Annotated in this window: 22 protein-coding genes and 1 pseudogene; 9 read left to right on the forward strand and 14 right to left on the reverse strand. The window is 67.8% G+C overall.

Annotated elements, in window-relative coordinates:
* Positions 1 to 67: 67 nt before the first annotated feature.
* Together DEU38_RS01300 and DEU38_RS01305 are read right to left on the reverse strand one after the other, a co-directional pair.
* Positions 68 to 1,576: a wax ester/triacylglycerol synthase domain-containing protein gene (locus DEU38_RS01300; protein WP_114718312.1), complete on the reverse strand. Its 1,509-nt coding sequence runs from the start codon at positions 1,574 to 1,576 to the stop codon at positions 68 to 70.
* 111 nt (positions 1,577 to 1,687) lie between these two features.
* A complete protein-coding gene (locus DEU38_RS01305; protein ID WP_114718313.1) occupies positions 1,688 to 2,356 on the reverse strand; it encodes a hemolysin III family protein in 669 nt (222 codons plus the stop codon).
* 180 nt (positions 2,357 to 2,536) lie between these two features.
* Between DEU38_RS01305 and DEU38_RS01310 the strand changes: the two genes are divergently transcribed.
* The gene (locus DEU38_RS01310; RefSeq protein ID WP_114718314.1) at positions 2,537 to 3,304 is read left to right on the forward strand and encodes an isoprenyl transferase; all 768 of its coding nucleotides are present in this window, start codon (positions 2,537 to 2,539) and stop codon (positions 3,302 to 3,304) included.
* A gap of 7 nt (positions 3,305 to 3,311) precedes the next feature.
* Here the strand turns inward: DEU38_RS01310 and DEU38_RS01315 are convergent, their stop codons facing one another.
* The gene (locus DEU38_RS01315) at positions 3,312 to 3,977 is read right to left on the reverse strand and encodes a TetR/AcrR family transcriptional regulator (RefSeq protein ID WP_258557592.1); all 666 of its coding nucleotides are present in this window, start codon (positions 3,975 to 3,977) and stop codon (positions 3,312 to 3,314) included.
* Positions 3,978 to 4,124: 147 nt separating this feature from the next.
* On the opposite strand from DEU38_RS01315, the gene DEU38_RS01320 reads away from it, so the two are divergent.
* Both DEU38_RS01320 and DEU38_RS01325 read left to right on the forward strand, forming a co-directional pair.
* Entirely contained in the window at positions 4,125 to 5,459 is a 1,335-nt protein-coding gene (locus tag DEU38_RS01320; protein WP_114718316.1) for an NAD(P)/FAD-dependent oxidoreductase, read from the forward strand.
* The gene (locus DEU38_RS01325; RefSeq protein ID WP_114718317.1) at positions 5,456 to 6,595 is read left to right on the forward strand and encodes a serine hydrolase; all 1,140 of its coding nucleotides are present in this window, start codon (positions 5,456 to 5,458) and stop codon (positions 6,593 to 6,595) included. The genes DEU38_RS01320 and DEU38_RS01325 overlap by 4 nt, the downstream gene beginning before the upstream one ends.
* Positions 6,596 to 6,645: 50 nt before the next feature.
* Here DEU38_RS01325 and coaA read toward each other — a convergent pair whose 3' ends face one another.
* A complete protein-coding gene (gene coaA, locus DEU38_RS01330; RefSeq protein WP_114718318.1) occupies positions 6,646 to 7,578 on the reverse strand; it encodes a type I pantothenate kinase in 933 nt (310 codons plus the stop codon).
* Positions 7,579 to 7,728: 150 nt separating this feature from the next.
* On the opposite strand from coaA, the gene DEU38_RS01335 reads away from it, so the two are divergent.
* From DEU38_RS01335 to kstD, 4 genes are all read left to right on the forward strand, one after another.
* Positions 7,729 to 8,997 carry a DUF885 domain-containing protein gene (locus DEU38_RS01335; protein WP_114718319.1) on the forward strand — a complete coding sequence of 423 codons (1,269 nt, stop codon included), beginning with the start codon at positions 7,729 to 7,731 and terminating at the stop codon, positions 8,995 to 8,997.
* 42 nt (positions 8,998 to 9,039) lie between these two features.
* On the forward strand, positions 9,040 to 10,350 hold the full coding sequence (gene glyA, locus DEU38_RS01340; RefSeq protein WP_114718320.1) for a serine hydroxymethyltransferase: 1,311 nt from the start codon (positions 9,040 to 9,042) through the stop codon (positions 10,348 to 10,350).
* Positions 10,351 to 10,652: 302 nt separating this feature from the next.
* Positions 10,653 to 11,963, forward strand: coding sequence for a PhoH family protein (locus DEU38_RS01345; RefSeq protein ID WP_114718321.1), 1,311 nt, complete (start codon positions 10,653 to 10,655; stop codon positions 11,961 to 11,963).
* A 221-nt stretch (positions 11,964 to 12,184) separates the two neighbouring features.
* Entirely contained in the window at positions 12,185 to 13,888 is a 1,704-nt protein-coding gene (kstD, locus tag DEU38_RS01350; RefSeq protein ID WP_114718322.1) for a 3-oxosteroid 1-dehydrogenase, read from the forward strand.
* Here the strand turns inward: kstD and DEU38_RS01355 are convergent.
* The 6 genes and pseudogenes from DEU38_RS01355 to glpX form a co-directional block, all read right to left on the reverse strand.
* The gene (locus DEU38_RS01355) at positions 13,875 to 14,288 is read right to left on the reverse strand and encodes a carboxymuconolactone decarboxylase family protein (RefSeq protein ID WP_114718323.1); all 414 of its coding nucleotides are present in this window, start codon (positions 14,286 to 14,288) and stop codon (positions 13,875 to 13,877) included. The two genes, kstD and DEU38_RS01355, sit on opposite strands and share 14 nt — an antisense overlap.
* Before the next feature lie 142 nt (positions 14,289 to 14,430).
* The gene (locus DEU38_RS28940; protein ID WP_114718324.1) at positions 14,431 to 15,546 is read right to left on the reverse strand and encodes a hypothetical protein; all 1,116 of its coding nucleotides are present in this window, start codon (positions 15,544 to 15,546) and stop codon (positions 14,431 to 14,433) included.
* Positions 15,547 to 15,747: 201 nt separating this feature from the next.
* Positions 15,748 to 16,173: a limonene-1,2-epoxide hydrolase family protein gene (locus DEU38_RS01365; RefSeq protein WP_114718325.1), complete on the reverse strand. Its 426-nt coding sequence runs from the start codon at positions 16,171 to 16,173 to the stop codon at positions 15,748 to 15,750.
* Positions 16,170 to 16,847 (reverse strand): annotated as a pseudogene (locus DEU38_RS01370) (serine hydrolase); the annotation flags it as partial. The pseudogene DEU38_RS01370 and the gene DEU38_RS01365, both read right to left, overlap by 4 nt.
* Positions 16,848 to 17,057: 210 nt before the next feature.
* Positions 17,058 to 18,467: a class II fumarate hydratase gene (locus DEU38_RS01375; protein ID WP_114718327.1), complete on the reverse strand. Its 1,410-nt coding sequence runs from the start codon at positions 18,465 to 18,467 to the stop codon at positions 17,058 to 17,060.
* A 97-nt stretch (positions 18,468 to 18,564) separates the two neighbouring features.
* Entirely contained in the window at positions 18,565 to 19,605 is a 1,041-nt protein-coding gene (gene glpX, locus DEU38_RS01380) for a class II fructose-bisphosphatase (RefSeq protein WP_114718328.1), read from the reverse strand.
* A gap of 182 nt (positions 19,606 to 19,787) precedes the next feature.
* Between glpX and DEU38_RS01385 the strand changes: the two genes are divergently transcribed.
* A complete protein-coding gene (locus DEU38_RS01385; RefSeq protein WP_114718555.1) occupies positions 19,788 to 20,357 on the forward strand; it encodes a DUF4245 domain-containing protein in 570 nt (189 codons plus the stop codon).
* A 31-nt stretch (positions 20,358 to 20,388) separates the two neighbouring features.
* Here DEU38_RS01385 and DEU38_RS01390 read toward each other — a convergent pair whose 3' ends face one another.
* Genes DEU38_RS01390 through DEU38_RS01400 form a run of 3 tightly spaced genes read right to left on the reverse strand, consistent with a single transcriptional unit; the run spans position 20,389 to position 22,502 of the window.
* Entirely contained in the window at positions 20,389 to 20,622 is a 234-nt protein-coding gene (locus DEU38_RS01390) for an exodeoxyribonuclease VII small subunit (protein WP_114718329.1), read from the reverse strand.
* Between the two features lie 6 nt (positions 20,623 to 20,628).
* Positions 20,629 to 21,891, reverse strand: coding sequence for an exodeoxyribonuclease VII large subunit (gene xseA, locus DEU38_RS01395; RefSeq protein WP_114718330.1), 1,263 nt, complete (start codon positions 21,889 to 21,891; stop codon positions 20,629 to 20,631).
* A complete protein-coding gene (locus DEU38_RS01400) occupies positions 21,888 to 22,502 on the reverse strand; it encodes a lipid droplet-associated protein (RefSeq protein WP_114718331.1) in 615 nt (204 codons plus the stop codon). Before DEU38_RS01400 ends, xseA begins: the two co-directional genes overlap by 4 nt.
* A gap of 110 nt (positions 22,503 to 22,612) precedes the next feature.
* Here DEU38_RS01400 and DEU38_RS01405 point away from each other — a divergent pair, with 110 nt between their 5' ends.
* Positions 22,613 to 23,617 (forward strand): 4-hydroxy-3-methylbut-2-enyl diphosphate reductase, encoded by a 1,005-nt coding sequence (locus DEU38_RS01405; protein ID WP_114718332.1) that lies wholly within the window; start codon positions 22,613 to 22,615, stop codon positions 23,615 to 23,617.
* A gap of 67 nt (positions 23,618 to 23,684) precedes the next feature.
* Here DEU38_RS01405 and DEU38_RS01410 read toward each other — a convergent pair whose 3' ends face one another.
* Positions 23,685 to 24,626 carry a DUF6542 domain-containing protein gene (locus DEU38_RS01410; protein ID WP_114718333.1) on the reverse strand — a complete coding sequence of 314 codons (942 nt, stop codon included), beginning with the start codon at positions 24,624 to 24,626 and terminating at the stop codon, positions 23,685 to 23,687.
* Between the last annotated feature and the right edge of the window lie 119 nt (positions 24,627 to 24,745).

The following is a 24,745-nucleotide window of genomic DNA, read 5'->3' on the forward strand; positions in this document are numbered from 1 at the left end:
GATCGCACACCGGTTTTCCGTGTATCACGAGCGGATTGCCTGTGATCAAACGAACGGTAACAACGTGTCACGGGATGGCGGGTCGGTTTCGAGAAAGTTTTCGGGAATCGGAGGAAGGTCCTTCGGTCTCTGGGAGCGTTGCGCGCTCGACCAGTGCGCGGAACGACTCGGTGAGGAGGGCCTTGTAACGATCGGTGTCCGGCATCATCGCGGTGTCGGTGCAGAACGAGATCTCGATCTCGTCGCCGTGGTGCGACACGATCAGATGTCTCAGTCCGACCTTGTCGATGATTCCGAGAATGCCGAAGCTCTTGACGAGAGGCGCACCGCGCAGGACCATGTCGTTACCGGTCCATGGGATGTTGCTGACCATCGTGTTGATGGTTTCGACGGTTCCCTCGGGCTGTTTGCGTAGACCCATCAGGCTTATGACGAGCTTCAGGAGCCAGGCCGGCGATGTGTCGATCCTGGACGCGGCTTCCTGGACATCCGGGTTCCGGTGCCGCTCCTTCTCGGCGCGGACCGATGCGTTGATGGCTCGGAGTCGTTGCACCGGGTCGTCGATATCGGTGTGGAGATCCACCGCCATCAGCGCGAGATGGTTCGCACGGTTCCCGTCCGGATGGTCGGCCACGCCGGGGCGAGTGCCTCGCAGCGACATCGGCACCAGCGTCGATAGAGAACTCGGCGGGGTTTCGCCCTTCTCGGCCAGGTAGGCGGCGAGAGCGCCGGAAATCGTAGCCAGGAGAACGTCGTTGAAGGTGACGCCCTCGACCGCTGCCTGCACGGCGCGGATGTCCTCGGGCGGGAAGCTCACGACGTCGAACGTGAGGTCAGGGGTGATGGCCGTGTTGAAGCGGGTTGCGGGTCGCCGTGGCGGTGCCGGGGCGATCGTGCCGGCCTCGACCTGTTCGGTGACTCGGCGCGCCGCCTCGCCCGACGTCGTGAGCCCCTGGCGGAAGTCGCGCCACTGCTGGGGGAGCCGGCCGATGGCCTTGACGAATTCTGCGGGCGTGAACCAGTTCACCGACGTCGTCGGAACGGGCGGGTGAGTCTCCGAGCGACCGAAGATGCGCAACGCCAGGTCGCGGGCGGCCAGGCCGTCCCCGGAACTGTGATGGCAGCGCAGGACCGCGACGGTCATCCGGTCGGGCAGTCCGTCGATGCCAGTAACACCGGTGAGGAAATGCAGCTTCCACGGCGGCCTGGTGAGGTCGAGTGATTTGCCCGAGAATCGGGCGATGTGGTGTCGCAGGGCATCCCATCCCGGCCCGTCGACCGGCTCGACGATCACGTGCTGTGCGAGATCGAGGGTGGGGTCCGGAACCCAGAATGGATAGTCCAGCGCCAGAGGAATGTGCCGCAGACGTCGGGTGAAGACTCCGCTGTAGCCAAGGCGCGGGCGCATCCACTCGATAGCCTCGGCCTGTGTGATCGGCGCGGCCTCGCCGGTGGTGTCGAACAAATAGATACCCGTCGAGTTCGAGATGTGGTTCTCGCCCTCGTGGTAGACGAAGTCGGCATCCTGCGGTGCCAGCCGGGTGATGCCACCCACTTCTCGCTCGGTCGTCGTCACAACGGTCCCTCCCAGGTCAGATCCGCCCAGGGTAAGCAGGTGAACCCGGATCTCGGGGCGTTTCGGGGACCTTCCGCGCATTCTCCGCAAAGGGGAATCTGGGCAACCCCTCTACCCGAACACGACCAGGCAGACCGCGACGAAGTGGCACAGCGCCGCGACCGCGGTGGCGGCGTGGAAGAACTCGTGATGGCCGAACGTCTGCGGCCACGGGTTGGGCCACTTGGTGGCATAGAGGATGGCGCCGACGCTGTAGAGGACGCCGCCGATCGCGAGCAGGACCAGGGGCAGAACGCCGGCCTCGTGGACGAGATCTCCGGCCACGGGGACGATGGCCCAGCCCAGCAAGAGGTAGAGCGGGACTCCGACCCAGCGAGGGGCGGTGGGCCACAGTATCTTCAGCGCGATCCCGGCGAGGGCGCCGCACCACACGACCGTCAGGAGGATCGCGCCGGTGCGCGGCGGGAGTGCCAGCAGGCCGAACGGGGTGTAACTGCCCGCGATGAACAGGAAGATCATCGAGTGGTCGGCACGCTTCATCCATGTGCGGGCGCGCACGGTGTGCCAGTGGATGCGGTGGTAGGTGGTGCTCACCGCGAACAGGCCGCACACGGTGACGCTGTAGATCAGTGTGGCGAGGCCGGCACGCGGCGATTCCTTGGCATAGGCGAACGAGACCAGCACGGCGCTCGCCAGGATCGCGACCACCAACGACCACGCGTGGATCCAGCCACGCATGCGTGGCTTGACCGGCAGGTCGTCCAGTCCGAGTGCCGTCATGTGGTGCCCCTGTCGTTGTTCCGCCTGGTGGAACCGTCCGAGCCACCAAACCTACGCAACCGTAACCTACGGAAGGGTAACTACTGTAGCGGTGGCGAACGTCTCCGAGGCGACACTGTGACCGCCGTCGCGGGTGCGCGGGGTTCGCGGCGTAGTCTTTCTTCTCGTGGTGATGTCCAGGTGAAGTTGCGCGGCCTGCTGTACAGCATCTACGAGCGACGGCTCCTGCGCCGTCTCGACGGTTTACAGCATCCGCGCCATGTGGCGGTGATGTGCGACGGCAATCGCCGGTGGGCGCGGGAGAACGGATTCACCGACGTCAGTCACGGGCACCGGATGGGTGCGCGCAAGATCGCCGAACTGCTGCGCTGGTGCGACGCGGCCGATATCGAGATGGCCACCATCTACCTGCTGTCCACCGAGAACCTGCGTCGCGAACCCGAGGAACTCGACACGCTGCTCGAGATCATCACCGACGTCGTCGAGGAGATCTCCGCTCCGGGCCAGAACTGGAGCGTCAAGATCGTCGGCACCCTCGACCTGCTCCCGGAAGCGCAGGCCCGTCGGTTGCGGGAAGCGGCGGAGAGCACCCGCGGGCGCACCGGCACACACGTCAATGTCGCGGTCGGGTACGGCGGCCGGCAGGAGATCGCCGACGCGGTGCAGTCGTTGCTCCGCGAGAAACTCCATGAGGGACTGGCCGGGGACGACCTCGTCAAGGCGATGAGCGTCGAGGGCATCGACAGTCACCTCTACACGTCGGGTCAGCCCGATCCCGATCTGGTGATCCGGACGTCGGGGGAACAGCGGCTGTCGGGATTCCTGTTGTGGCAGAGCGCCTACTCCGAGATTTGGTTCACCGAGGCCTACTGGCCCGAGTTCCGGCGCGTCGACTTCCTGCGTGCGCTGCGCGATTACGCCGCCCGGCATCGCCGGTTCGGCGCCTGACCGACCGCTACCGCGCCGGCGGCGTCATCGCCGGCGCGGTAGCGGTCGGCGGCGTCATCGCCGGGAACCAGACGTCGGTGAGGATTTCCGCGGCCTGATCGCGGGGAACCTCGATGGTGCCCTGCACTGCCCATCGCGTGAAGAACCGTTCGAGTTGGGTGACGAGTAGTTCGATCCGCAGCCGGGCTTCCTGTTTGCGATCGTCTCCCCACCGCGCCAAGTACGACGGCATCGCGTCCGGAAGTGCCGAGATCGCATCGCGCGCCGCCTCGCGGAACTCCGGTTCGAGCACCAGTGCCTCGTCCCAAGCCGGCAGGATCGCGCGGTTGCGGTCGAACCAGTCGATCGCCCGACCGACCCAGTGTGCGAACTCGTCGCGAGATCCGCTGTCGAGAACCTCGTCGAGGTCGGCGTAGACCGACGCCGCACGCGGCTCCATCGATTCGGAGCCGATCTTGCGCAGGACGTCGGTTTTTCCGGTGAAGTGCAGGTAGAAGGTGGCGCGGCTGCAGCCGGCCGCGGACGTGATGTCGTCGATCTTCACGGCCGCGTAGCCGCGCGCCGAGAACAGTTCGCGCGCGCAGTCCAGTAGCCGGAGTCGGGTGATCCGTTTCTGTTCGTCGCGCTGTGTCGGCCTTCTGTCGGCCTCGGTCCTGACCTCGATCTCGTTCACCTCACACCTCCGGTCGCATCGTACGGACCCGTTCCACATCGGCCCGTGGAAGCTGTCGCTTGACAGTGTGTCAGTGAATCCGGTTCTATGACGCAGATCACGTTCTGTCAGGTTTGAGATCAGATCAAGCGCGGGAGAGGAACGTCCATGCCCCAACTGCCCAAGGTGTGCATCATCGGTGCCGGCTGCTCGGGATTCACCACCGCGAAGCGCCTCAAGGATCACGGCATTCCCTACGACTGCTTCGAGGCCTCCGACGACATCGGCGGCAACTGGTACTACAAGAATCCGACGGGCATGTCGTCGTGCTACGAGAGCCTGCACATCGACACCTCGTCGACGCGGCTGCAGTTCGAGGACTTCCCGGTGCCGGCGGATTGGCCGCACTTTCCGCACCACTCGCTGATGCACGGCTACTTCCGTGACTACATCGACAAGTTCGGTCTGCGCGAGACCATCACGTTCAACACGATGGTCGAGAAGGCCGTCCGCAACGCGGACGGGACCTGGGCGGTCACGCTGGATACCGGCGAGACCCGCAACTACGACGCGCTCGTCGTCGCGAACGGTCACCACTGGGATCCGCGGATGCCGGAGTACCCCGGCAAGTTCGACGGCCGGATCATCCACAGCCACGACTACCTCAATGCGTTCGACCCGATCGACATGCGCGGCAAGAACATCGTCGTGGTCGGGATGGGCAACTCGGCCCTCGACATCGCCTCCGAACTCTCGCACCGGTCGATCGGCAAGCACGTCTGGGTCTCCGCGCGCCGCGGAGTGTGGGTCCTCACGAAGTACCGCGAGGGCAAGCCGGCCGACAAGATGATGATGCCGCCGTGGATGCCGAAGAAGCTGGGCCTGAAGATTGCCCGGCGCAAGATCAAGAAGTCGCTGGGACGGATGCAGGACTACGGCCTGCCCGAGCCCGATCACGAGCCCCTCGGTGCGCACCCGTCGGTGAGCATCGACTTCCTCGCGAAGGCCGGATCCGGTGACCTGACATGTGTTCCGGCGATCGAGTCGCTCGACGGCGACCACGTCCGCCTGGTCGACGGCCGCAGGATTCCCGCCGACGTGATCGTGTGTGCCACCGGGTACAACATGAGCTTCCCGTTCTTCGACGACCCGTCGCTGCAACCCGATGCGCAGCACCGGTTCCCGCTGTTCAAACGGATCATGCAGCCCGGTGTCGACAACCTGTTCTTCATGGGTCTGGCGCAGGCGTCGCCCACGATCGTCAATCTCGCCGAGCAGCAGAGCAAGCTCGTCGCTGGTGTGCTCGACGGCAGCTATGCGCCGCCGGCCGTCGACGAGATGCGCCGGATCATCGGGGTCGACGACGCCGCGAGCCTGGCGCAGTACTACGAGACGCCCCGCCACACCATTCAGGTGGACTTCGCGCGCTATGTCCGGGATCTCAAGAAGGAGATGGTTGCCGGGGAGAAGCGGGCGCAGAGTGTGCCGGTGGGGGCGCGGTGACGCCCGCCGAGGGGTTCGCGGATCCTAGCTACGCCGGGCTGCGAGAGCTGTTGCAGCGCAATCTCGACGACGGTATCGATGCGGGCGCGTCGGTATGCGTGGTGCGTGACGGCGAGATCGTCGTGGATCTGTGGGGTGGCGTCGCCGACGTCGATACCGACGCCCCCTGGGTCAAGGACACTGTCGTCAACACGTACTCGCTGACGAAGACCATGACCACGCTTGCGGCCCTGCTGCTCGTCGACCGCGGCCTGCTCGACCTCGATGCACCGGTCGCTCGGTACTGGCCGGAGTTCGCCGCGAACGGCAAGGACGGTGTCCTGGTGCGACACGTCCTCGGGCACACCTCGGGAGTGAGCGGTTGGCAGCAGCCGGTGACGATCGCCGACATCTGCGACGACGTTCTTGCCGAGAACCTGCTCGCCGAGCAGGCGCCGTGGTGGGAGCCCGGGTCCGCGTCGGGTTACCACGCGACCAACTACGGGCACCTCGTCGGCGGACTGGTCCGCCGGATCGCCGGGCGCAGTCTCGGCGAGTTCTTCGCAACCGAGATCGCGGAGGTCTGCGGTGCCGACTACCTGATCGGCACACCCGCCGACGTGGATGCACGGGTCGCGCCCCTGATTGCGCCGCCGCCCACCGGATTCGACTACGGCGCACTGCCGGCCGACAGTGTCTTCGTCAAGACGATGACCAATCCGGCGATTCCGATCCCGGAGACGTCGAGCAGACAGTGGCGTGGCGCTCAGATCGGCGGCGTCAACGGTCACGGCAACGCCCGGTCGGTGGCCCGTGTCCAGTCGGTCGTCTCGCACGGCGGGCGGGCCGTCTCCGGCGTGGAGGTCTTGCGACCCGAGGCCGTCGAGCGGGTCTTCGACGTCCAGGCCGACGGCGTCGACCAGGTGCTCGGGGCCGCGCTGCGGTTCGGGCTCGGGTACGCGCTGCCCGCTCCCGCGATCCATCCCTCGATCCCCGACGGGCGGGTGTGCTGGTGGACGGGTTACGGCGGATCGATCGTCGTCAACGATCTGGACCGTCGGATGACCTTCGCGTACGTGATGAACAAGATGACGCCGCAACTCCTCGGTGCGCCGCGCACCGAGGAATACGTCGCCCAGGCGTACGCGGCGCTGTGACCTCGGGTGTCCTTTGCGCCGCACGGGGGACGCAAAGGACACCCGGACCCTCAGAGCTTGCGCAGGCGCAGGCGGTTGATGGTGTGATCGGCGTCCTTGCGGAGCACCAGCGTGGCACGCGGACGTGTCGGGAGGATGTTCTCGACCAGGTTGGGCCGGTTGATCGAGTTCCAGATGTCCTCGGCCGCCAGGGTCGCGTGCTCGTCGGACAGCGCCGCGTAGTGGTGGAAGTGCGCGTTGGGGTCGGCGAACGACGTCTTGCGCAGCGCCAGAAAACGTTTGATGTACCAGGCCTCGATGTCCTCGATGCGGGCATCGACGTAGATCGAGAAGTCGAACAGATCCGAGACCATCAGCCGGGGACCGGTCTGCAGCACGTTGAGGCCCTCGATGATGAGGATGTCGGGCTGGCGGATGAGGTGGTACTGGCCCGGGATGACGTCGTACGAGGTGTGTGAATAGACCGGGGCGGCAACTTCTTCCGCGCCGGACTTGACCTCGGTGACGAACCGCAACAACTTGCGGCGGTCGTAGCTCTCGGGGAAACCCTTGCGGTGCATGATGCCGCGGCGGGTGAGTTCGGCGGTGGGGTAGAGGAACCCGTCGGTGGTGACGAGGTCGACCCGCGGGTGATGTTCCCAGCGGGCGAGTAGTGCCTGCAGGACGCGGGCGGTGGTCGACTTGCCGACCGCGACGCTGCCGGCGACACCGATGACGAACGGCACCTGACGGTCGGGGTGCTTCTCGCCGAGGAAGGTTGCGGTGGCGGCGAACAGACGCTGCCTCGCGGCGACCTGCAGGTGGATCAGACGAGCGAGCGGGAGGTAGACCTCGGCGACCTCGTCGAGGTCGATCTGTTCACCGAGACCGCGCAGCCCGACGAGCTCTTCCTCGGTGAGCACGAGCGGCGTCGACTTACGCAGCTTGCGCCACTGCTTGCGGTCGAACTCGACGTAGGGGCTGGACTCGCTCACCCGTGCCATCGGTGCATCTCTCGAGAGAGCGGCTTCGACTGCGATCGGTGCATGCGCGTGCTGGGGGGAGGCAGGTGCATGAGGCAAATTGTGCTCGCAGCCACACACCGCCGATGCGCCGGGTCCACTTCACAGCGAAAACGACTAGTGTCAGCCGCCATGGAGCTCGACACACTGGTGCGTGAATACCTCCTGCTGGGTCTACGTTTCGACCGCCTGGAGGAGGGTTTCGTCGACGCCTACACAGGTGATCCGGCGTTGCGCCGTCAGGTGGACAACGAGCCGCGGCCGGACCCGCGCACACTCGTCGGTAGTGCACGCGCGCTGCGGGCCGAACTGCCTTCCGCGGGACTGACCGACGAGCGAACGAGGTTCCTCGACGCGCACCTGACAGCGCTGGAGTGCTCGGCGCGCAAGTTCGCCGCCGACGACATCGGCTTCGTCGACGAGGTCGCCGCGTACTTCGACGTGCGGATCGCGCCCGGCGACGAGGAGCGCTATCGCGACGCGCACCGCCGGATGGATGCCGTCCTGCCCGGTCCGGGCACCCTCGCCGAACGCATGGAGGCGAACCGCGCGGCCGATCGGATCCCGCCGGATCGGTTGCAGGACTGCGTCGAGGCGTTCAACAGCGCGCTGCGCGACCGCGTCCGCGCCGAGTATGCGCTGCCCGAGCACGAGCAGGTCGACTACGAGGTGGTCGGCGACAAGCCGTGGTCCGGGTTCAACTACTACCTCGGCGGCTACCGCTCCACGGTCGCGATCAACTCCGATCTCGACCAGCACATGTCGAACCTGCCGCGCCTCATCGCCCACGAGTCCTATCCCGGTCACCACACCGAGCACTGCCGCAAGGAGGCCGGGCTGGTCGGGGCGGGCCAGCTCGAGCAGACCCTGTTCGTCGTCAACACCCCGCAGTGCCTGATGGCCGAGGGCCTGGCGGACCTGGCGCTGGAGTCGATCGTCGGGGCGGGATGGGGGACGTGGGCGCAGGAGATCTACGCAGACCTGGGTCTGCGGTTCGACGGCGAGCGGGCGGAAGAACTCGCGGCCGCGTCGAGCGGGCTGCTGTCGGTGCGACAGGACGCCGCGCTGCTGCTCCACGATCGTGGGGCGAGTGCCGACGACGTCGCGGCGTTCCTGCAGCGGTGGACGCTGTCGAGTCCCGAGCGGGCACGGCAGAGCCTGCGGTTCCTGTCGTCGCCGCTGTGGCGCGCGTACATCAGCACGTATGTCGAGGGATATCGCCTGCTCGGCGGCTGGCTGGCGCAGGCTCCGGTCGGTCCCGAACGGTCTGAGCGGTTCCGCCGACTGCTCGACGAACCCCTCACTCCGGGTGCGCTGCGCGACGACACTCCGGGTGCGCTGCGCGACGACGTCGTGAGCGCTGACGGAGCCGCCTCGATGCTCGGCCGAGGTCGTCCTTAGACTGGTAGTGATACTTCCGCAATCCAGCCTGGAGATTCGCTGATGACTGCTGTGCCTGCCACCGACGTGAACACCGCGTCCCTCGCCGAACTGGACCCCGAGGTCGCCACCGCGATGGCGGGTGAGTTGTCGCGTCAGCGTGACACTCTCGAGATGATCGCGTCGGAGAACTTCGTTCCCCGCGCGGTGCTCGAGGCCCAGGGCAGCGTGCTCACCAACAAGTACGCCGAGGGCTACCCGGGACGCCGCTACTACGGCGGCTGCGAGTTCGTCGACGTGGTCGAGGACCTGGCCCGCAACCGCGCCAAGGACGTCTTCGGTGCCGAGTTCGCGAACGTGCAGCCGCACGCCGGTGCGCAGGCCAACGCCGCCGTGCTGATGGCGTTGATGAACCCGGGCGAGAAGCTGATGGGCATGGACCTGGCCCACGGCGGTCACCTCACCCACGGCATGAAGCTGAACTTCTCCGGCAAGCTGTACGAGGTCGCGTCGTACGGCGTCCGTGAGGACACCCACGTCGTCGACATGGACCAGGTCCGCGAGACCGCGCTCGCCGAGCGTCCTCAGGTACTCATCGCCGGCTGGTCCGCGTACCCGCGTCACCTGGACTTCGCGGCGTTCCGGTCGATCGCCGACGAGATCGGCGCCAAGCTGTGGGTCGACATGGCGCACTTCGCCGGTCTGGTCGCCGCGGGTCTGCACCCGTCGCCCGTCCCGCACGCCGACGTCGTCTCCACCACCGTCCACAAGACCCTCGGTGGGCCCCGTTCGGGCATGATCCTGGCGAAGAAGGAGTGGGCGAAGAAGCTCAACTCGGCGGTGTTCCCGGGCCAGCAGGGCGGCCCGCTGATGCACGCGATCGCCGCGAAGGCCGTCGCGATGAAGATCGCCGGCACCGACGAGTTCAAGGCGCGTCAGGAGCGCACCCTGGCCGGTTCGAAGATCCTCGCCGAGCGTCTCGGTGGCGCCGACGTCGCCGGCAACGGCATCTCGGTCCTCACCGGTGGCACCGACGTGCACCTGGTCCTGGTCGACCTGCGGCACTCGCAGCTCGACGGCCAGCAGGGTGAGGATCTGCTCCACGAGATCGGTATCACCGTCAACCGCAACGCGGTGCCGTTCGATCCGCGTCCGCCGATGAACCCGTCGGGCCTGCGGATCGGTACCCCGGCGCTGGCCACCCGTGGCTTCGGTGATGCGGAGTTCACCGAGGTCGCCGACATCATCGCGACCGCGCTCGCCAATGGCGCCGACGCCGATGTCCCGGCCCTGCGCGCCCGCGTCTCCAAGCTGGCGCAGGACTTCCCGCTGTACGACGGCCTCGAGAACTGGGGCCTGCTGCCCAAGGCCTGATCCCTCGGATCGCAGAACGGCCCGCACCCTCCTCGGGTGCGGGCCGTTTCGGCGTCATGGCGAGTCTTAACGCGGCGTTCACTCGACACGCCGCGCGCGAGCGTCGCGCTCCTCCTGGACAGGCGTAGCGTCCCGGATAACAGGCAGCAGGGGTAGCTGACTGTACGGGAGGTCCTGATCGTGGCTGATGCAGTCAGTGCGAGAGGGCCGGCGCCCGGCCCTCGTGTCGATTGACACTCGGGTTCGGACCGGTCCAGCGAACACGTTTGCGCGGGTGCCACGCAGACAACGAGGAGCCTCACGTGACCGCAATCAGCTCCGTCCGCACCTACGTCCTCGACACCTCGGTCCTGCTCTCGGACCCGTGGGCTGTCAGTAGATTCGCCGAACACGAGGTGGTCCTACCGCTGGTCGTGATCAGCGAACTCGAGGACAAGCGTCACCATCACGAGCTGGGATGGTTCGCCCGCGAAGCACTGCGGATGCTCGACGACCTTCGTCTCGAGTTCGGTCGGCTCGACCGTCCGGTGCCCATCGGCTCCGAGAACGGCACCCTTCAGGTGGAGCTCAACCACACCGATCCGTCGGTACTTCCTGTCGGATTCCGCACGGACAGTAACGATTCCAGGATCCTCGCCTGTGCCCTCAACCTCGCCGCCGAGGGCCGGGACGTGGTGCTGGTCAGCAAGGACATCCCGCTGCGTGTGAAGGCCGGCGCCGTGGGTCTGCCCGCCGACGAGTTCCGCGCGCACGACGTCGTCCCGTCCGGTTGGACCGGGATGACCGAGTTGGATGTCGAGTCCGGCGTCATCGATCAGCTGTTCTCCGAGGGGATCGTTGATCTGGACGAGGCCCGGGAGTTGCCGTGCCACACGGGTATCCGACTGCTGGGCGAACGGTCGAGCGCGCTGGGGCGGGTCACCGCGGACAAGCGGGTGCAACTGGTGCGGGGCGAGCGGGAGGCGTTCGGCCTCCACGGCCGCTCCGCGGAGCAACGCGTCGCACTCGATCTGCTGCTCGACGAGAGCGTCGGCATCGTTTCGCTCGGCGGCAAGGCAGGCACCGGCAAGTCCGCGCTGGCGCTGACGGCGGGGCTCGAGGCGGTGCTCGAACGGCGCAGTCACCGCAAGGTCGTCGTGTTCCGGCCGCTGTACGCGGTCGGCGGCCAGGAACTCGGCTACCTGCCCGGCAGCGAGAGCGAGAAGATGGGGCCGTGGGCGCAGGCCGTCTTCGATACCCTCGACGGCCTCGCGAGCCCCGAGGTGATGGAAGAGGTGCTCAGCCGTGGCATGCTGGAAGTGTTGCCGCTCACGCACATTCGTGGCCGCTCGCTGCACGATTCGTTCGTGATCGTCGACGAGGCGCAGTCGCTCGAACGCAACGTCCTGCTCACCGTGCTGTCCCGGCTCGGCAGCGGTTCGCGAGTGGTGCTCACCCACGACGTCGCCCAGCGTGACAACCTGCGTGTCGGCCGACACGACGGCGTCGCGGCGGTCATCGAGAAGCTCAAGGGACACCCGCTGTTCGCGCACGTCACCCTCACCCGCAGTGAGCGTTCGCCCATCGCGGCCCTGGTGACGGAGATGCTCGAGGAGTTCGGTCCCACCGCCTGACCCCGACCGGCCGAATGTCACACACGTTCAGCTGGATTGAACGTGTGTGACATTCGGCCACGGCGCCCGGGCCGGAGTGGTAGTCAATATCAGTCCGTGAGTCCGGATCGCCGAAGGGATAAGGCCAGTTCAGGCTAGGTTTCTGCGCCAAATCGTTGATCAATAGTGAAACGTGTTCTAGATTTTGGGCACTCTATTTCACACTCGGATCAGGAGCGGTCATGGCAGCGCAGACGGAACGGGACGAACAGTTCGACGTGGTCGTGGTGGGTGCCGGCGGGGCCGGTATGTCCGCTGCGATCACGGCCGCCGCACAGGGCCTGAAGGTCGTCATCGTCGAGAAGTCCGAGTACTGGGGCGGCTCGACGTCGCGTTCGGGCGGCGGCGTGTGGATCCCCGGCAACTCCGTGCTGAAGCGGGAGGCGCCCGCCGACGACGTCGAGGCCGCCCGCACCTACCTGCACAGCATCATCGGGCCCGGAGTGGATCCGGCCCGGATCGACACCTACATCGACCGTGGCCCCGAAGCCCTGCAGTTCCTCATCGACCACTCGGCGCTGAATCTCGAGTGGGTGAAGAACTATTCGGACTACTACCCGGAGGCGCCGGGCGGCCTGTCGACCGGGCGGTCCTGCGAGCCGAAGCCGTTCGATGCCGCCAAGCTGGGGTCCGACCTCGGCACCCTGCACCCGACGTACAGCAAGGCTCCGCTGAACGTCGTAGTGAAGCAGTCGGATTACCGGTGGCTCAGCACCGGACTGCGGCACTGGCGCGGGCCGGTTCGGATGGTCCGGGTGGGCATGCGAACCTTCGTGGCCAAGGCGCGCCGGCAGAAGCTCATCGGCATGGGCGGCGCACTGATGGCCGAGTTGCTGCTGGGGGTGCGTGAGGCCGGAATTCCGTTGCGCCTGAACACCGGACTGGTCGACCTGGTCGTCGAGGACGGGAAGGTCACCGGTGTGGTGGTCGAGTCCGGCGGTCGGACATCCACGCTGCGCGCCGAGCACGGTGTCGTGCTGGCCTGCGGCGGATTCGACGCCAACGACGAGATGCGCAAGAAGTATCAGCGGGCGCCGATCGGTGCGGACTGGACCATCGGCGCCCCGTCCAACACCGGCGACGGCATCAATGCGGGTCTGAAGGTCGGCGCCGCAATCGATTTCATGGACGACGCATGGTGGGCCCCGTCCATTCCGCTGCCGCGGGGACCGTGGTTCGCGCTCGCGGAGCGGTCGCTGCCGCGCAGCATCATGGTCAACGACCGCGGCGAGCGCTTCATGAACGAGTCACTGCCCTACGTCGAGGCGACGCACCGCATGTACGGAGGCGAGTTCGGTCAGGGTGACGGTCCGGGCGAGAACCTGCCCTGCTGGCTGATCTTCGACCAGACCTACCGCGACCGCTACCTGTTCGCCGGGGTGACCGCGCGCAGTCCGCTGCCGCGCAAGTGGCTCGAGAGCGGGGCGATCGTCAAGGCGTCCACCGTCGAGGCGCTGGCCGAGAAGATCGGGATCCCGGCCGGCACGCTCGCCGCGACGGTCCGACAGTTCAACGGCTTCGCCCGCACCGGCGTCGACGAGGACTTCCACCGCGGCGAGAGCAAGTACGAGCACTACTACGGCGACATCACCAACAAGCCCAATCCCAGTCTCGGTGAGCTCACCAAGGCGCCGTTCTATGCCGCGCAGATGGTGCCCGGCGACCTGGGTACCAAGGGTGGCATCGTCACCGACGTCGCGGGACGGGCCCTGCGTGAGGACGGCTCGGTGATCGACGGGCTGTACGCGGCCGGTAACACCAGTGCGCCGGTGATGGGGCACACGTACGCCGGACCGGGCGCCACCATCGGCCCCGCACTGGTGTTCGGTTACCTTGCGGCCCTGGATATTGCGGCGAAGGCGGGCCGGTCCGTCAGTCCTCGCTGAGCGGCCCCAGTTCGGCCTCGAGGACCTCCTGCACGACGCGCATCGCGGCCAGTCCGGCGGGGGCGCCGCAGTAGGCGCTCGCGTGGATGACGGCCTCGACGATCTCGTTGCGGGTCAGCCCGTTCCGCAGCGCGCCGCGCACGTGGCCGCGCAGTTCGTTCTCGGCGCGCAGCGCGATGAGCATGCCGAGGTTGATCAGGCTGCGGCTGCGGCGGTCCAGGCCCGGCCGCGTCCACACCGAACCCCACACGTGTTCGGTGATGAATTCCTGGATGTCCTCCGAGTCCGTGCCGCGGGTGCGCTCGAAGGCCCGTTCGACGAAGTCGGCGCCCATCACCTCGGTGCGGACGTCGAGTCCGGCCTGGAATGCGGGGGAGGTGTTCTGGTGCTGTTCGGTCATCGCCGTCGGCTTCCTGTGTGGGGTCTGGCAGCACGCATCGCCGGTACCGCACGGACTGCGAGCCTACTAGGTCTGCCGTCGCGCCGGCCGTGTGTGCTCAGCGGGTACGGCCCGCCGAGCGCACACGGCCGCCGCCACGTTGTCAGCTGGTGCTCGGCGTGAATCCGCTTCCGACGACGCCGCGGGGGTTGAGATCCGCGAGGATGTTCTTCGCCGACGTGTTCACCCACGGCATCAGCACGGTCCCGTCAGTGGCCGTGATGATGCCGACCCACTGTCCCGTCCCGCGTAGAGCCACCGGGCCGCCCGAATCGCCGGGAACGAATGCCGCGCCCGAGCGGAACAGTCCGCCGTCCATGGCTGCGCCGACTACGCCGGAACTAGGGGCGCTGGCCTGGAACAGAAGATCGTCCGCCCACCCCGTGAATCGTTCTTCGATGGTGCGGCGGTCCGAGGACGACCCGAAGTTCTCCACGTACTGTGGGTTCGTCGGCACGGCGACCGCGCCACTGGCATCCCGGAAGATCGAGTCGATCTTGAACTTGGTGTCCCCGGTGGTGCTCATCACCTCATGGCCGTTTTTGTCCTTGACCTGACTGGTCAACCGCATGCGCGGCGCGAACTCGATGACCATGTAGTCGGTCGTGCTGTCGGGATCGGTGTGGTCCACTGCGGGAGTCTCCGCGCCGGTGACGGGGTCCTTCAGGACACACTTCGCGCCGTTCGGAAAGACGTCGATCGGATCGGTATCGCAGGTGTTGTCGTCCACCCAGCGGATCCAGCCGATCGGTTCTGCGCCGTTCGCGGTGCGGGTGTTGAACACCGGATGGTTGTTCTCGAGGTTCTCGACGCCGCGGGTCGCGCCCGGGTGCTTGGGATTGAGGTCCCAGAGCGCGGTGCCGGGGTTGCAGTGCCCTGCGGTGATGCCGACGTTACGTCCCGCGGAATCGGTGCCGACGACCCCGAGCGTGCAAACTCCCGATGTCCCCTTCCTGCCGTCGCCGAGGTCGCTGCCCAAGTACCCCTCCTGGCCGTCGAAGTTGATCCGCATCCCCGGGAATGCCTCGTCCAGGTTCACCTCGGAAGGTCCGTCGCTGCCAGTCCCGAGGGAGCGGAGACTGCCGGTCCCGATGTTCCCGAGACTGTCGGTCCCGACAGACCCGAGGCTGCCGGTCTGGGCTGACGCGACCCCGGTCAGGGCCGTCAGTACCGCTGCCGACGCGACTGCGCCGGTGAGAAGTCGAGCAATCCTTGCCAACGAACACTCCTTCGGACGGTTGGAATCGGCGCGTGAAGCCGCGCCCGGCGGAGGATATCGACGCGATTGCCGACTTCGAGCGTTAATCGGAAATTTGGCCGAAGATGTTCAGGATTCAGGGGTTGTCCGAATCTGCATGCACTACGCCGGAACTCGGCGGTCGAGCAGGTGCCGTTCGCGGGAGGGCTGCACTTCGGACCGCTACCGCCGAAGGAGGGAGCGGGCCGTCGCCGTCACGGTGCCGACGGCGAGGTTGCCCCAGCTGAAGCGGTCCCGCCAGAGCGCGATCCGGCCGTCGCGCATCTCGAACGTTCCGCACACCCAGAACGTGGACCGCAGCGGCCCGATGTAGAGCGTGTCGGTGCGGTCGCTGAGCACGGTGTCGCCGTCGCTCGCGACGTGGTGCATCACGGCGTCGAATCGGCACGCCGGGCGATTCGCGAACGCGAGCGCCCGGGTCACCGCGGGCAGGCCGCGCAGCGTCGGCAGTGTCCGGTTCTGCCAGACGATGTCGTCCGTGAGGTGTGCGACGGCGCGGTCCACGTCCATGTCGGCGAGTGCCGAGAAGAAGTCCTCGACCACTCGGACGGCAGCGTCGCGGCGGTCGGCGTCCGATGTCGTGTTCATGGTGCACTCCTGGTGAAGGTGCCGAGGTGGTCGGTGTCGAAGGACTCGAGCACGACGGTGTTCCCGGTGAAGGTGGCCTTGGAGATCGATCCTTCCGGGGCGTCGAACTCGGAGAACTTCTCCTTGTACAGCGCCGTCCAGTCCTCCCGGATCTCGCCGAACTGCACCAGATCCGCGAATTCGGCGGTGAGAGTCTCCGGTACGCCGACCGGCGCCGCGTTGGTGAGGGCGGCGATCTCGACGTCGGCGGAGGGGATCGCGACGAAGTTCGTGGCGGCGCCCAGCGAGAAGGCCCCGGAGTGGCTGAGCGTGACCCGTCCGGCGGGGCTCGTGCCGACGTTGAACCCGAACCCGTAGAAGCCGGCGCGCGCGTCCGGGCCGGTGGGCGGCGACGAGACGCTCTGCGGGGAGATCGCCGGCAGCAGCGCCTCGGCGGGAATCAGTTGCCTCCCGTCGACCTGCCCGTCGGCCAGCAGCATCTTCAGCCACGCGGTGAGATCGGTGACCGACGAGCTGACGCCGCCGGCCGGGGACTGGGCGTCGGGCTCGCGCACCGCCTGCGCGGCGTCCTTGCCGTCGACCTTCATGTGTCCCACGGCCGCTGTGAGTCCGAAGTTGGTGTAGGCGTAGGAATCCCGGAACGGTTCGAGCGGCAGCAGTCGTAGTCGCTCGAGGCTGCGCGACGGCGTCGGCCACCGAGGCCTCGGACAGCGGAGGCGCCGCCGTATTCTCGTTCGGGGCGGAACTGCATGCGGTCGCCAGCACCGACACACGACCGCGACCGCGAGTGCACCGCGACGGAATACGCGCATGGTGGGCCCTTCTCTCCAGTCGGATGGTAGGCCGGTGTGCCGTGCACCGCAGGGGAATCCGCGGGCCTCGGTCTACTCGGTGGGCTCCACCTTCGTCATGGCGAGTACATCGAGCCGCCGATCCAGTTCGGCCTCCGTCAGCCCGTCGCCGATCAGTCCGCGGTCGATCACCGTCTGGCGGATGGTCTTCTTCTCCCCGAGCGCCTGCTTGGCGACCGCGGCCGCCTCCTCGTAGCCGATCGCCGAGTTGAGTGGGGTGACGATCGACGGCGACGACTCCGCGAGCGTACGCAGGTGCTCCTCGTTCGCCTCCAACCCCACGATGCAGCGGTCGGCGAACAGCCGGGAGACGTTGGCCAGCAGCCGGAACGACTCGAGCAGGTTGCGGGCCATCACCGGGATGTAGACGTTGAGCTCGAACGCGCCCGCGGCGCCGCCCCACGCAACGGTGGCGTCGTTGCCGACGACCTGGGCCGCGACCTGCGTGACCGCCTCGGGCAGAACGGGATTGACCTTGCCGGGCATGATCGAACTGCCGGGCTGCAGGTCGGGCAGCCGGATCTCACCGAGACCGGTGAGCGGCCCCGACCCCATCCAGCGGATGTCGTTGGCGATCTTCGTCAGGGACACCGCGACGGTGCGCAGCGCGCCGGACGCCTCGACCAGGCCGTCGCGGGCGGCCTGCGCCTCGAAACTGTTGCGGGCCGGGGTCAGGGCGTCCAGCCCGGTGCTGCGGACGAGTTCGGCGACGACGCGCGGGCCGAACCCGTCGGGCGCATTGAGCCCGGTGCCGACGGCGGTGCCGCCGATGGGCAGTTCACCCAGGCGGGGGAGCGTCGCGAGCACTCGCTCGATTCCTGCCTCGATCTGGTGGGCATAGCCACCGAACTCCTGACCCAGGGTGACCGGGACGGCGTCCATCAGATGCGTACGGCCGGACTTGACCACCGTCTTCCACTGGGTGGCCTTGTCGAACAGGGCGAGCCGCAGGTGATCCAGCGCGGGCACGAGGTCCTTGACGGCGGCCTCGGTGGCGGCGACGTGCGTGGCGGTGGGGAAGGTGTCGTTGGACGACTGCGACATGTTGACGTCGTCGTTGGGGTGCACGGTCACGCCGGCGTTCGCGGCGAGGCTCGCGATGACCTCGTTGGCGTTCATGTTGGAGCTGGTGCCCGAGCCGGTCTGGAACACGTCGATCGGGAACTGGTCGTCATGGCGACCGTCGGCGATCTCGGCGGCAGCGGCGATGATCGCGTCCGCCTTCTGCGGTTCGAGTAGCCCGAGATCCTTGTTGACCTGTGCGCAGGCGGCCTTGAGGAGCCCCATCGCGCGGATCTGTGCGCGTTCGAGGCCGCGGCCGGAGATCGGGAAGTTCTCGACGGCCCGTTGCGTCTGCGCGCGCCACAGCGCGTCGACCGGGACGCGGACCTCGCCCATCGTGTCGTGCTCGATGCGGAACTGGGGATCGGTGCTGTCGGTCATGGACCCAGCTTGCCACCGCCACAACGGCCGAAGGGTCCCTTCGTGCGCTCGCAGCGCACGAAGGGACCCTTCAGCTGGTGTATTGCCGGAGAACCCGTCAGAACGACGGCGGGATGGCTCCGTCGACACCCTGGAAATCGATGGCCGAGTACTCGCTCAGCTTCTCGAGGCGGTGGTAGGCGTCGATCATGCGGACCGTGCCCGACTTCGAGCGCATGACGATCGACTGGGTCGACGCGCCGCCGCCGTAGTAGCGGACGCCGCGCAGCAGGTCACCGTCGGTGACACCGGTCGCGCAGAAGAAGACGTTCTCGCCGGAGACGAGGTCCTCGGTGACGAGCACGCGGTCCAGGTCGTGGCCGGCGTCGATCGCCTTCTGGCGCTCCTCGTCGTCCTTCGGGGCCAGCTTGCCCTGCAGGACACCGCCCATGCAGCGCATTGCGGCCGCGGCGATGATGCCCTCCGGGGTGCCGCCGATGCCGACGAGCATGTCCGTGCCGGACTCGGGGCGGGCCGCGGCGATGGCGCCGGCGACATCGCCGTCGGAGATCAGGCGGATGCGCGCACCGGTGTCGCGGACCGACTGGATCAGCTCGGCGTGGCGCGGACGATCCAGGATGCACACCGTGACGTCGGAGACCGACGCCTTCTTGATCTTGGCGACGCGCTTGATGTTCTCGGCGATCGGATCGCTGATGTCGATGACGTCGGCGGCCTCGGGGCCGACCGCGATCTTCTCCATGTAGAACACGGCGGACGGGTCGAACATCGCGCCGCGCTCGGCGACCGCGAGCACGGAGATCGCGTTCGGCATGCCCTTCGACATCAGCGTCGTGCCGTCGACCGGGTCGACCGCGAAGTCGCAGTCCGGGCCGTCACCGTTGCCAACGTGCTCGCCGTTGTACAGCATCGGCGCTTCGTCCTTCTCGCCCTCACCGATGACGACGACGCCGTTCATCGAGACAGAGGAGACGAGTTCACGCATCGCGTCGACGGCGGCGCCGTCGCCACCCTCCTTGTCGCCACGTCCGACCCACCGGCCGGCTGCCAGGGCGCCCGCCTCGGTGACGCGCACCAACTCGAGTGCGAGGTTGCGGTCGGGGGCCTCGCGGCGACTCGATGGGGTGCTGGCCGTCATGGGCAGTGCCTCCTGCTGCAGTCACGGTCGGCGCGATGTGGTGGCCGACACGATGGGACGGCCGACCGCAGTGCGGCCGTGCCGTCGATTCGGTGGACGAATCTCGAGATGATTCTTTCAGAACCCCCACGATGAGTGGGCTGCTGGGCCACCTCGACGGCGGAACAGGAATACTGGACACCGTGCCAGAGAAGAAGCCCCGCATTCTGCAGAACGGCCACGACATGGCGTGGTCGCTCATCCCGCTCGTCCTGGCGTGTCTGCTGATCGCGGCAATCGCGAGCCAGTGCTCGTTCAGCCCGGGTGGCCCCAAGCCGGGTCCGATCCCCAGCTTCGACGCCGACGCCGCGTTCAAGTACGACTCCCGCGAGCTCGGGTTCCCGATCCGGCAGCCGGAGATCCCCGAGGGCTGGACCCCGAACTCGGGCAGCCGGAGCATCGTCTCCGGTGACGGTGGCGGCGACTCGAGCAACATCGGGTTCATCACCGAGGTCGGCCGCTACATCCAGCTGACCCAGAGTGATGCCACCGTCGAGGCACTGGTCCCGTTCATCGCCGGGGAGCCGCGCATCCAGACCGGCACCGAGCAGATCGGCGGCCGCACGTGGGACGTGTTCGACGACGGTGACTCCGAGGCGATCTGGATCTCCGACTTCGGAGACGCCCGCGTGCTTGTCACCGGGCCGGCCCCGGCGGAAGACTTCACACAGCTCGCGACCGCGATCAGCGGCGTCGAGCCGTTGCAGCGCTAGGACCGCGGCTCGCGGCAGACACCGCCGTCGGCTAGTCGTCGTCTGTCGCGTCTGCCGCGTTGTCGGAGTGGGCGAGCGCGTCCTCGACCCGCTTGCGGGCACCGGCGAGATGCTCCTCGCAGCGCTTCGCCAGCGCCTCGCCGCGCTCCCACAGCGCCAGCGATTCGTCCAGGTCGAGGCCACCCAGCTCGAGGGTCTTCACGACGACGACCAGTTCGTCCCGGGCCGCCTCGTAGCCGAGTTCGGCGACATCAGAGTTGCTCATGGTTGCTCAGGACTCTCTTCCCATCACGGCGGCACGGACGGCGCCGTCTGCCAATCTGACTCGAATCTGCGTTCCCGGCGGCGCGTCGTCCACCGACCGCAGCACCTCGGGTTCGGCGTCCCCCAACACCCGCTGGACCACCGCGTAGCCCCGCGCGAGGGTCGCGGCCGGCCCGAGGGTCGTCAGTCGGGCCTGGAGATGTTCGACGGTGGTCGACTCGGTGGCGATCGCGCGCGTCACGTCCCGGCGCGCGGCGTCACGCAACCGTTCGACTTCCTCGGCCCGACGGTCGACGGCCTGCAGCGGGTCGGCGAGTACCGGGCGGCTGCGGAGTTGCGCGACCAGATGAGACTCGCGCTGCACCCAGTTCCGCAGTGCGGCGGCGCTCCGCTGCCGCAGATCGGACACCAGTGCCTGCTCGGCGACGGCGTCCGGCACGACCCGCTTGGCGGCGTCGGTGGGCGTGGCCGCCCGCAGATCGGCGACGTGGTCACTGAGCGGGCTGTCCGGTTCGTGGCCGATCGCGCTCACCACCGGGGTGGTGCACTTGACGATCGCGCGGCACAGCGTCTCGTCCGAGAACGGCAGCAGATCCTCGACGCTGCCGCCGCCGCGGGCGAGGATGATCACGTCCACGCGTGGGTCGCGGTCCAGTTCCTCGAGCGCTTCGATGATCTGCGGCACCGCGGTGGGGCCCTGCACGGCGGTGTTGCGAACCTCGAACCGCACGGCCGGCCAGCGGCGCTCGGCAACGCTGAGCACGTCCCGTTCGGCAGCGCTGGCCCGTCCGGTGACGAGGCCGATCGTGCCGGGCAGGAACGGCAGCGGACGCTTGAGCCGCGGGTCGAACAGGCCCTCTGCGGCCAGCAGCGCGCGCAGCCGCTCGATCCGGGCCAGCAGTTCGCCGATGCCGACCGCGCGGATCTCCGTCACCCGCAGCGAGACGCTGCCGCGGCCGGTGTAGAACGACAGCTTGCCGAACATCACCACCCGGCTGCCCTCGGTGAGCGGTACGGGGGCGTCCCGCAGCAGTTGCGGCGAGCACGTCACCGACAACGACATGTCGACCGACGGATCGCGCAGGACGAGAAACGCGGTCCGTGTCCCCGGCCTGGCGTTGATCTGGGTGATCTGACCTTCGACCCACACACTGCCGAGTCGATCGATCCACTGCGCGACCTTGGTGGAGACGGTCCGGACCGGCCAGGGCTGTTCGGCCGTGCTGGTCGACGGGCCGCTGGCGGCGGAGGCGGGGCGCGCGGAAGTCACTTGGCTTTGGCGGAGGTGATGCGGTTGGCGAGCATGGTCTGGAACGGCGCCCGGGCCGCGGTGCGCTCCTCGTACTCGAGCAGCGTCGTCAGATCCTCCACCGACAGCGACCGCAGGCGAGAGCGCAGTTGGGCGAGCGTGAGCGCCGCGTAGTCGAGTTCCTCGGCGATCTCCGGAACCGGGATCTCGTCGGAATCGTCGGTCGTCTTCTCCGGGGTCGTCTTCGCGGTGGGGGCCGCCGGGTTCGACGCCGGTTCCCCCGCGTCGCCGTTGTCGGCGGGCGTCATCGAGTACAGCGCGAACCTGCCCGGTGCCGCGGGCCGGTCGTCGTCGACATCGACTTCACCGTCGGTGTCGAAGTCGGAGGTGTGGTCCTCGTCGAACACCGCCCACGACGGTTCCTCCTCGGCTCGGTTGAGCAGGCAGAACGCCTGGTCGCCCTTGATCGCGAGCGCAGTCATGGACTGCTGCATCCGCATCGTCGTCTGCAGGACCTGGCTGACCGCGGTCATCGGCAGTGTCACGGCCGTGGACGGCAGCTTGAGCGCCTCTTCGTAGGCCGTGATGGCCATTCCGGCGGCGACGCGCGCCACGAACGGGGGACGGATCATGCAAACAGCCTGCCTCACGATGGCGCTATTTGGTAGCTGACGGGACCGAACGTCGGCGAGTGGCCGTGTGCTGCGGGGGTGGGCGACGACCTGCCCCGTAGGCTGGGGTCATGTCTTCGGCAGTTCCTCTCAATCTGGGTATCGCACGATCTGCGGGTTCCGACGCGGCCGGTGCGGGCAAGCGGATCCTTCTCGCCGAGCCGCGTGGCTACTGCGCGGGCGTCGACCGCGCGGTCGAGACGGTCGAGAAGGCACTCGAGAAGCACGGTGCTCCGATCTACGTGCGCAAGGAGATCGTGCACAACCGGCACGTCGTGGACACGCTCGCGGAGCGGGGCGTCGTCTTCGTCGACGAGACCGACGAGGTGCCCGAGAACTCGGTACTCGTGTTCTCAGCACACGGGGTGTCCCCGGCCGTGCATGCGGCGGCCGCGGAGCGCAGCCTGCACACCATCGACGCGACGTGCCCGCTGGTGACCAAGGTGCACCAGGAGGCCAAGCGGTTCGCCCGCGACGACTACGACATCCTGCTGATCGGCCACGAGGGTCACGAGGAGGTCGAGGGCACCGCCGGTGAGGCACCCGAGCACGTGCAGATCGTCGACGGTCCCGACTCGGTGGACTCGATCACGGTTCGCGACGAGGACAAGGTGATCTGGCTGTCGCAGACGACGCTGTCGGTCGACGAGACCATGGAGACCGTCGAGCGCCTGCGGCAGAAGTTCCCGAAGCTGCAGGATCCGCCGAGCGACGACATCTGCTACGCCACCCAGAACCGTCAGGTCGCGGTCAAGGCGATGGCCCCCGAATGCGATCTGGTGATCGTCGTCGGCTCGCGGAACTCGTCGAACTCGGTGCGCCTGGTCGAGGTCGCGCTCGGTGCGGGCGCCCGGGCCGCGTATCTGGTGGATTACGCCCGTGAGGTGGACCTCGCCTGGCTCGACGGGGTCCGCACGGTCGGCATCACGTCGGGTGCCTCGGTACCGGAGATCCTGGTCCGAGGCGTCATCGACCTGCTCGCCGAGCACGGTTTCGACGACGTACAGCCGGTGACCACCGCCAACGAGACGCTCGTGTTCGCCTTGCCGCGTGAGCTGCGGGCCGCCCGCGCATAGCGGCCACCCAGCGAACGAAGACCGCCCCTGGACGAGGTTTCGTCCCAGGGCGGTTTTTCGGTTTCGGCTACTGATCGATCGGGGGTTCGCGGCGCTGGCGGTAGCGGACCTGCGGCATCGGGTGCGCGGGGGCATCTGCCACCGGGCGGGCCGTGCGGACCGGGATCGGATCGCGATCGAGGGGCTCGCGGTTCCTGGCGATCGGCTCGTCGTACACATTGTCGCGACGCGCGTTCTCCCTGCGTGCCGTGTCGCGATAGACCGGCTCCCGGCGGATCGGCTCGTGACGAATCGGCTCGCGGGGAACGGGGTCGTGATACCCGTCGCGTCCGCGACGCTGGTCGGGGCCCGCGTAGGTGCCGTTGTACGACGGCGCATGCGCCGTGGCGGGGTCGTGGGACGGGCGCGAGACGCGAGGATCACGGATGGGTTCGCGGTCGGGCTCACGGGCATCACGGCGGGGGCGCGAACGGCGGGCGGCGGGGGCCTGCTCGTCGCGGCGATCCGTGCGCGCCTCGGTGCGGGCGGGACGGGCGGACGTCCGCCGACCACGGGAACGAGCGGGTGCACTCTTGCTCTGCTGGACGAGGAACGTCCGGGCGCCGGCGATCAGCGCCACCACGACAGTGGCGGCCAGCATCAACGGGAAGCGGTTGACCAGTGGAATCGCGACGTTGAACGCGAGGTCCTTGAGTCCGGTGCCGGCATTGTCGGTGAGCACCTGCTGACCGATCGGCACCGCGACGAACAGGAGCAGCGGCGGCTGCACGACCGCGGTGAACAATCCCCGCTGGCGGACGGCGAGGACCGCCAGCACACACCCGAGGAAGTACATCGTCGAGAAGGTCGAGGTCAGCTCGTTGCCCGACATACCGTCGAATGCGAAGCCGAGGAAGGTCAACCCAGCGGCGACTGCGACAGCTCCCCAGGCGGGTATGCCGGGAATGGTGGGGAGGGCCGATCTCTGGTCGAGCGGCACCCCGGATCTAGCACGTTGGGTTGCGGACACACTTCGACAGTAGTCGCTAACGGTCGGGTTGATTCGTTGGCGGGACCGTCGGAAGCCGAGAAATCGGCCGATGCGAAGGCTGCCGGCCGGCGCTCGAGCATCCTCGTGACACAGCCGAG

Origin of the sequence: Rhodococcus sp. AG1013, from assembly GCF_003350365.1 — a bacterium.
Classification (GTDB): Bacteria; Actinomycetota; Actinomycetes; order Mycobacteriales; family Mycobacteriaceae; genus Prescottella.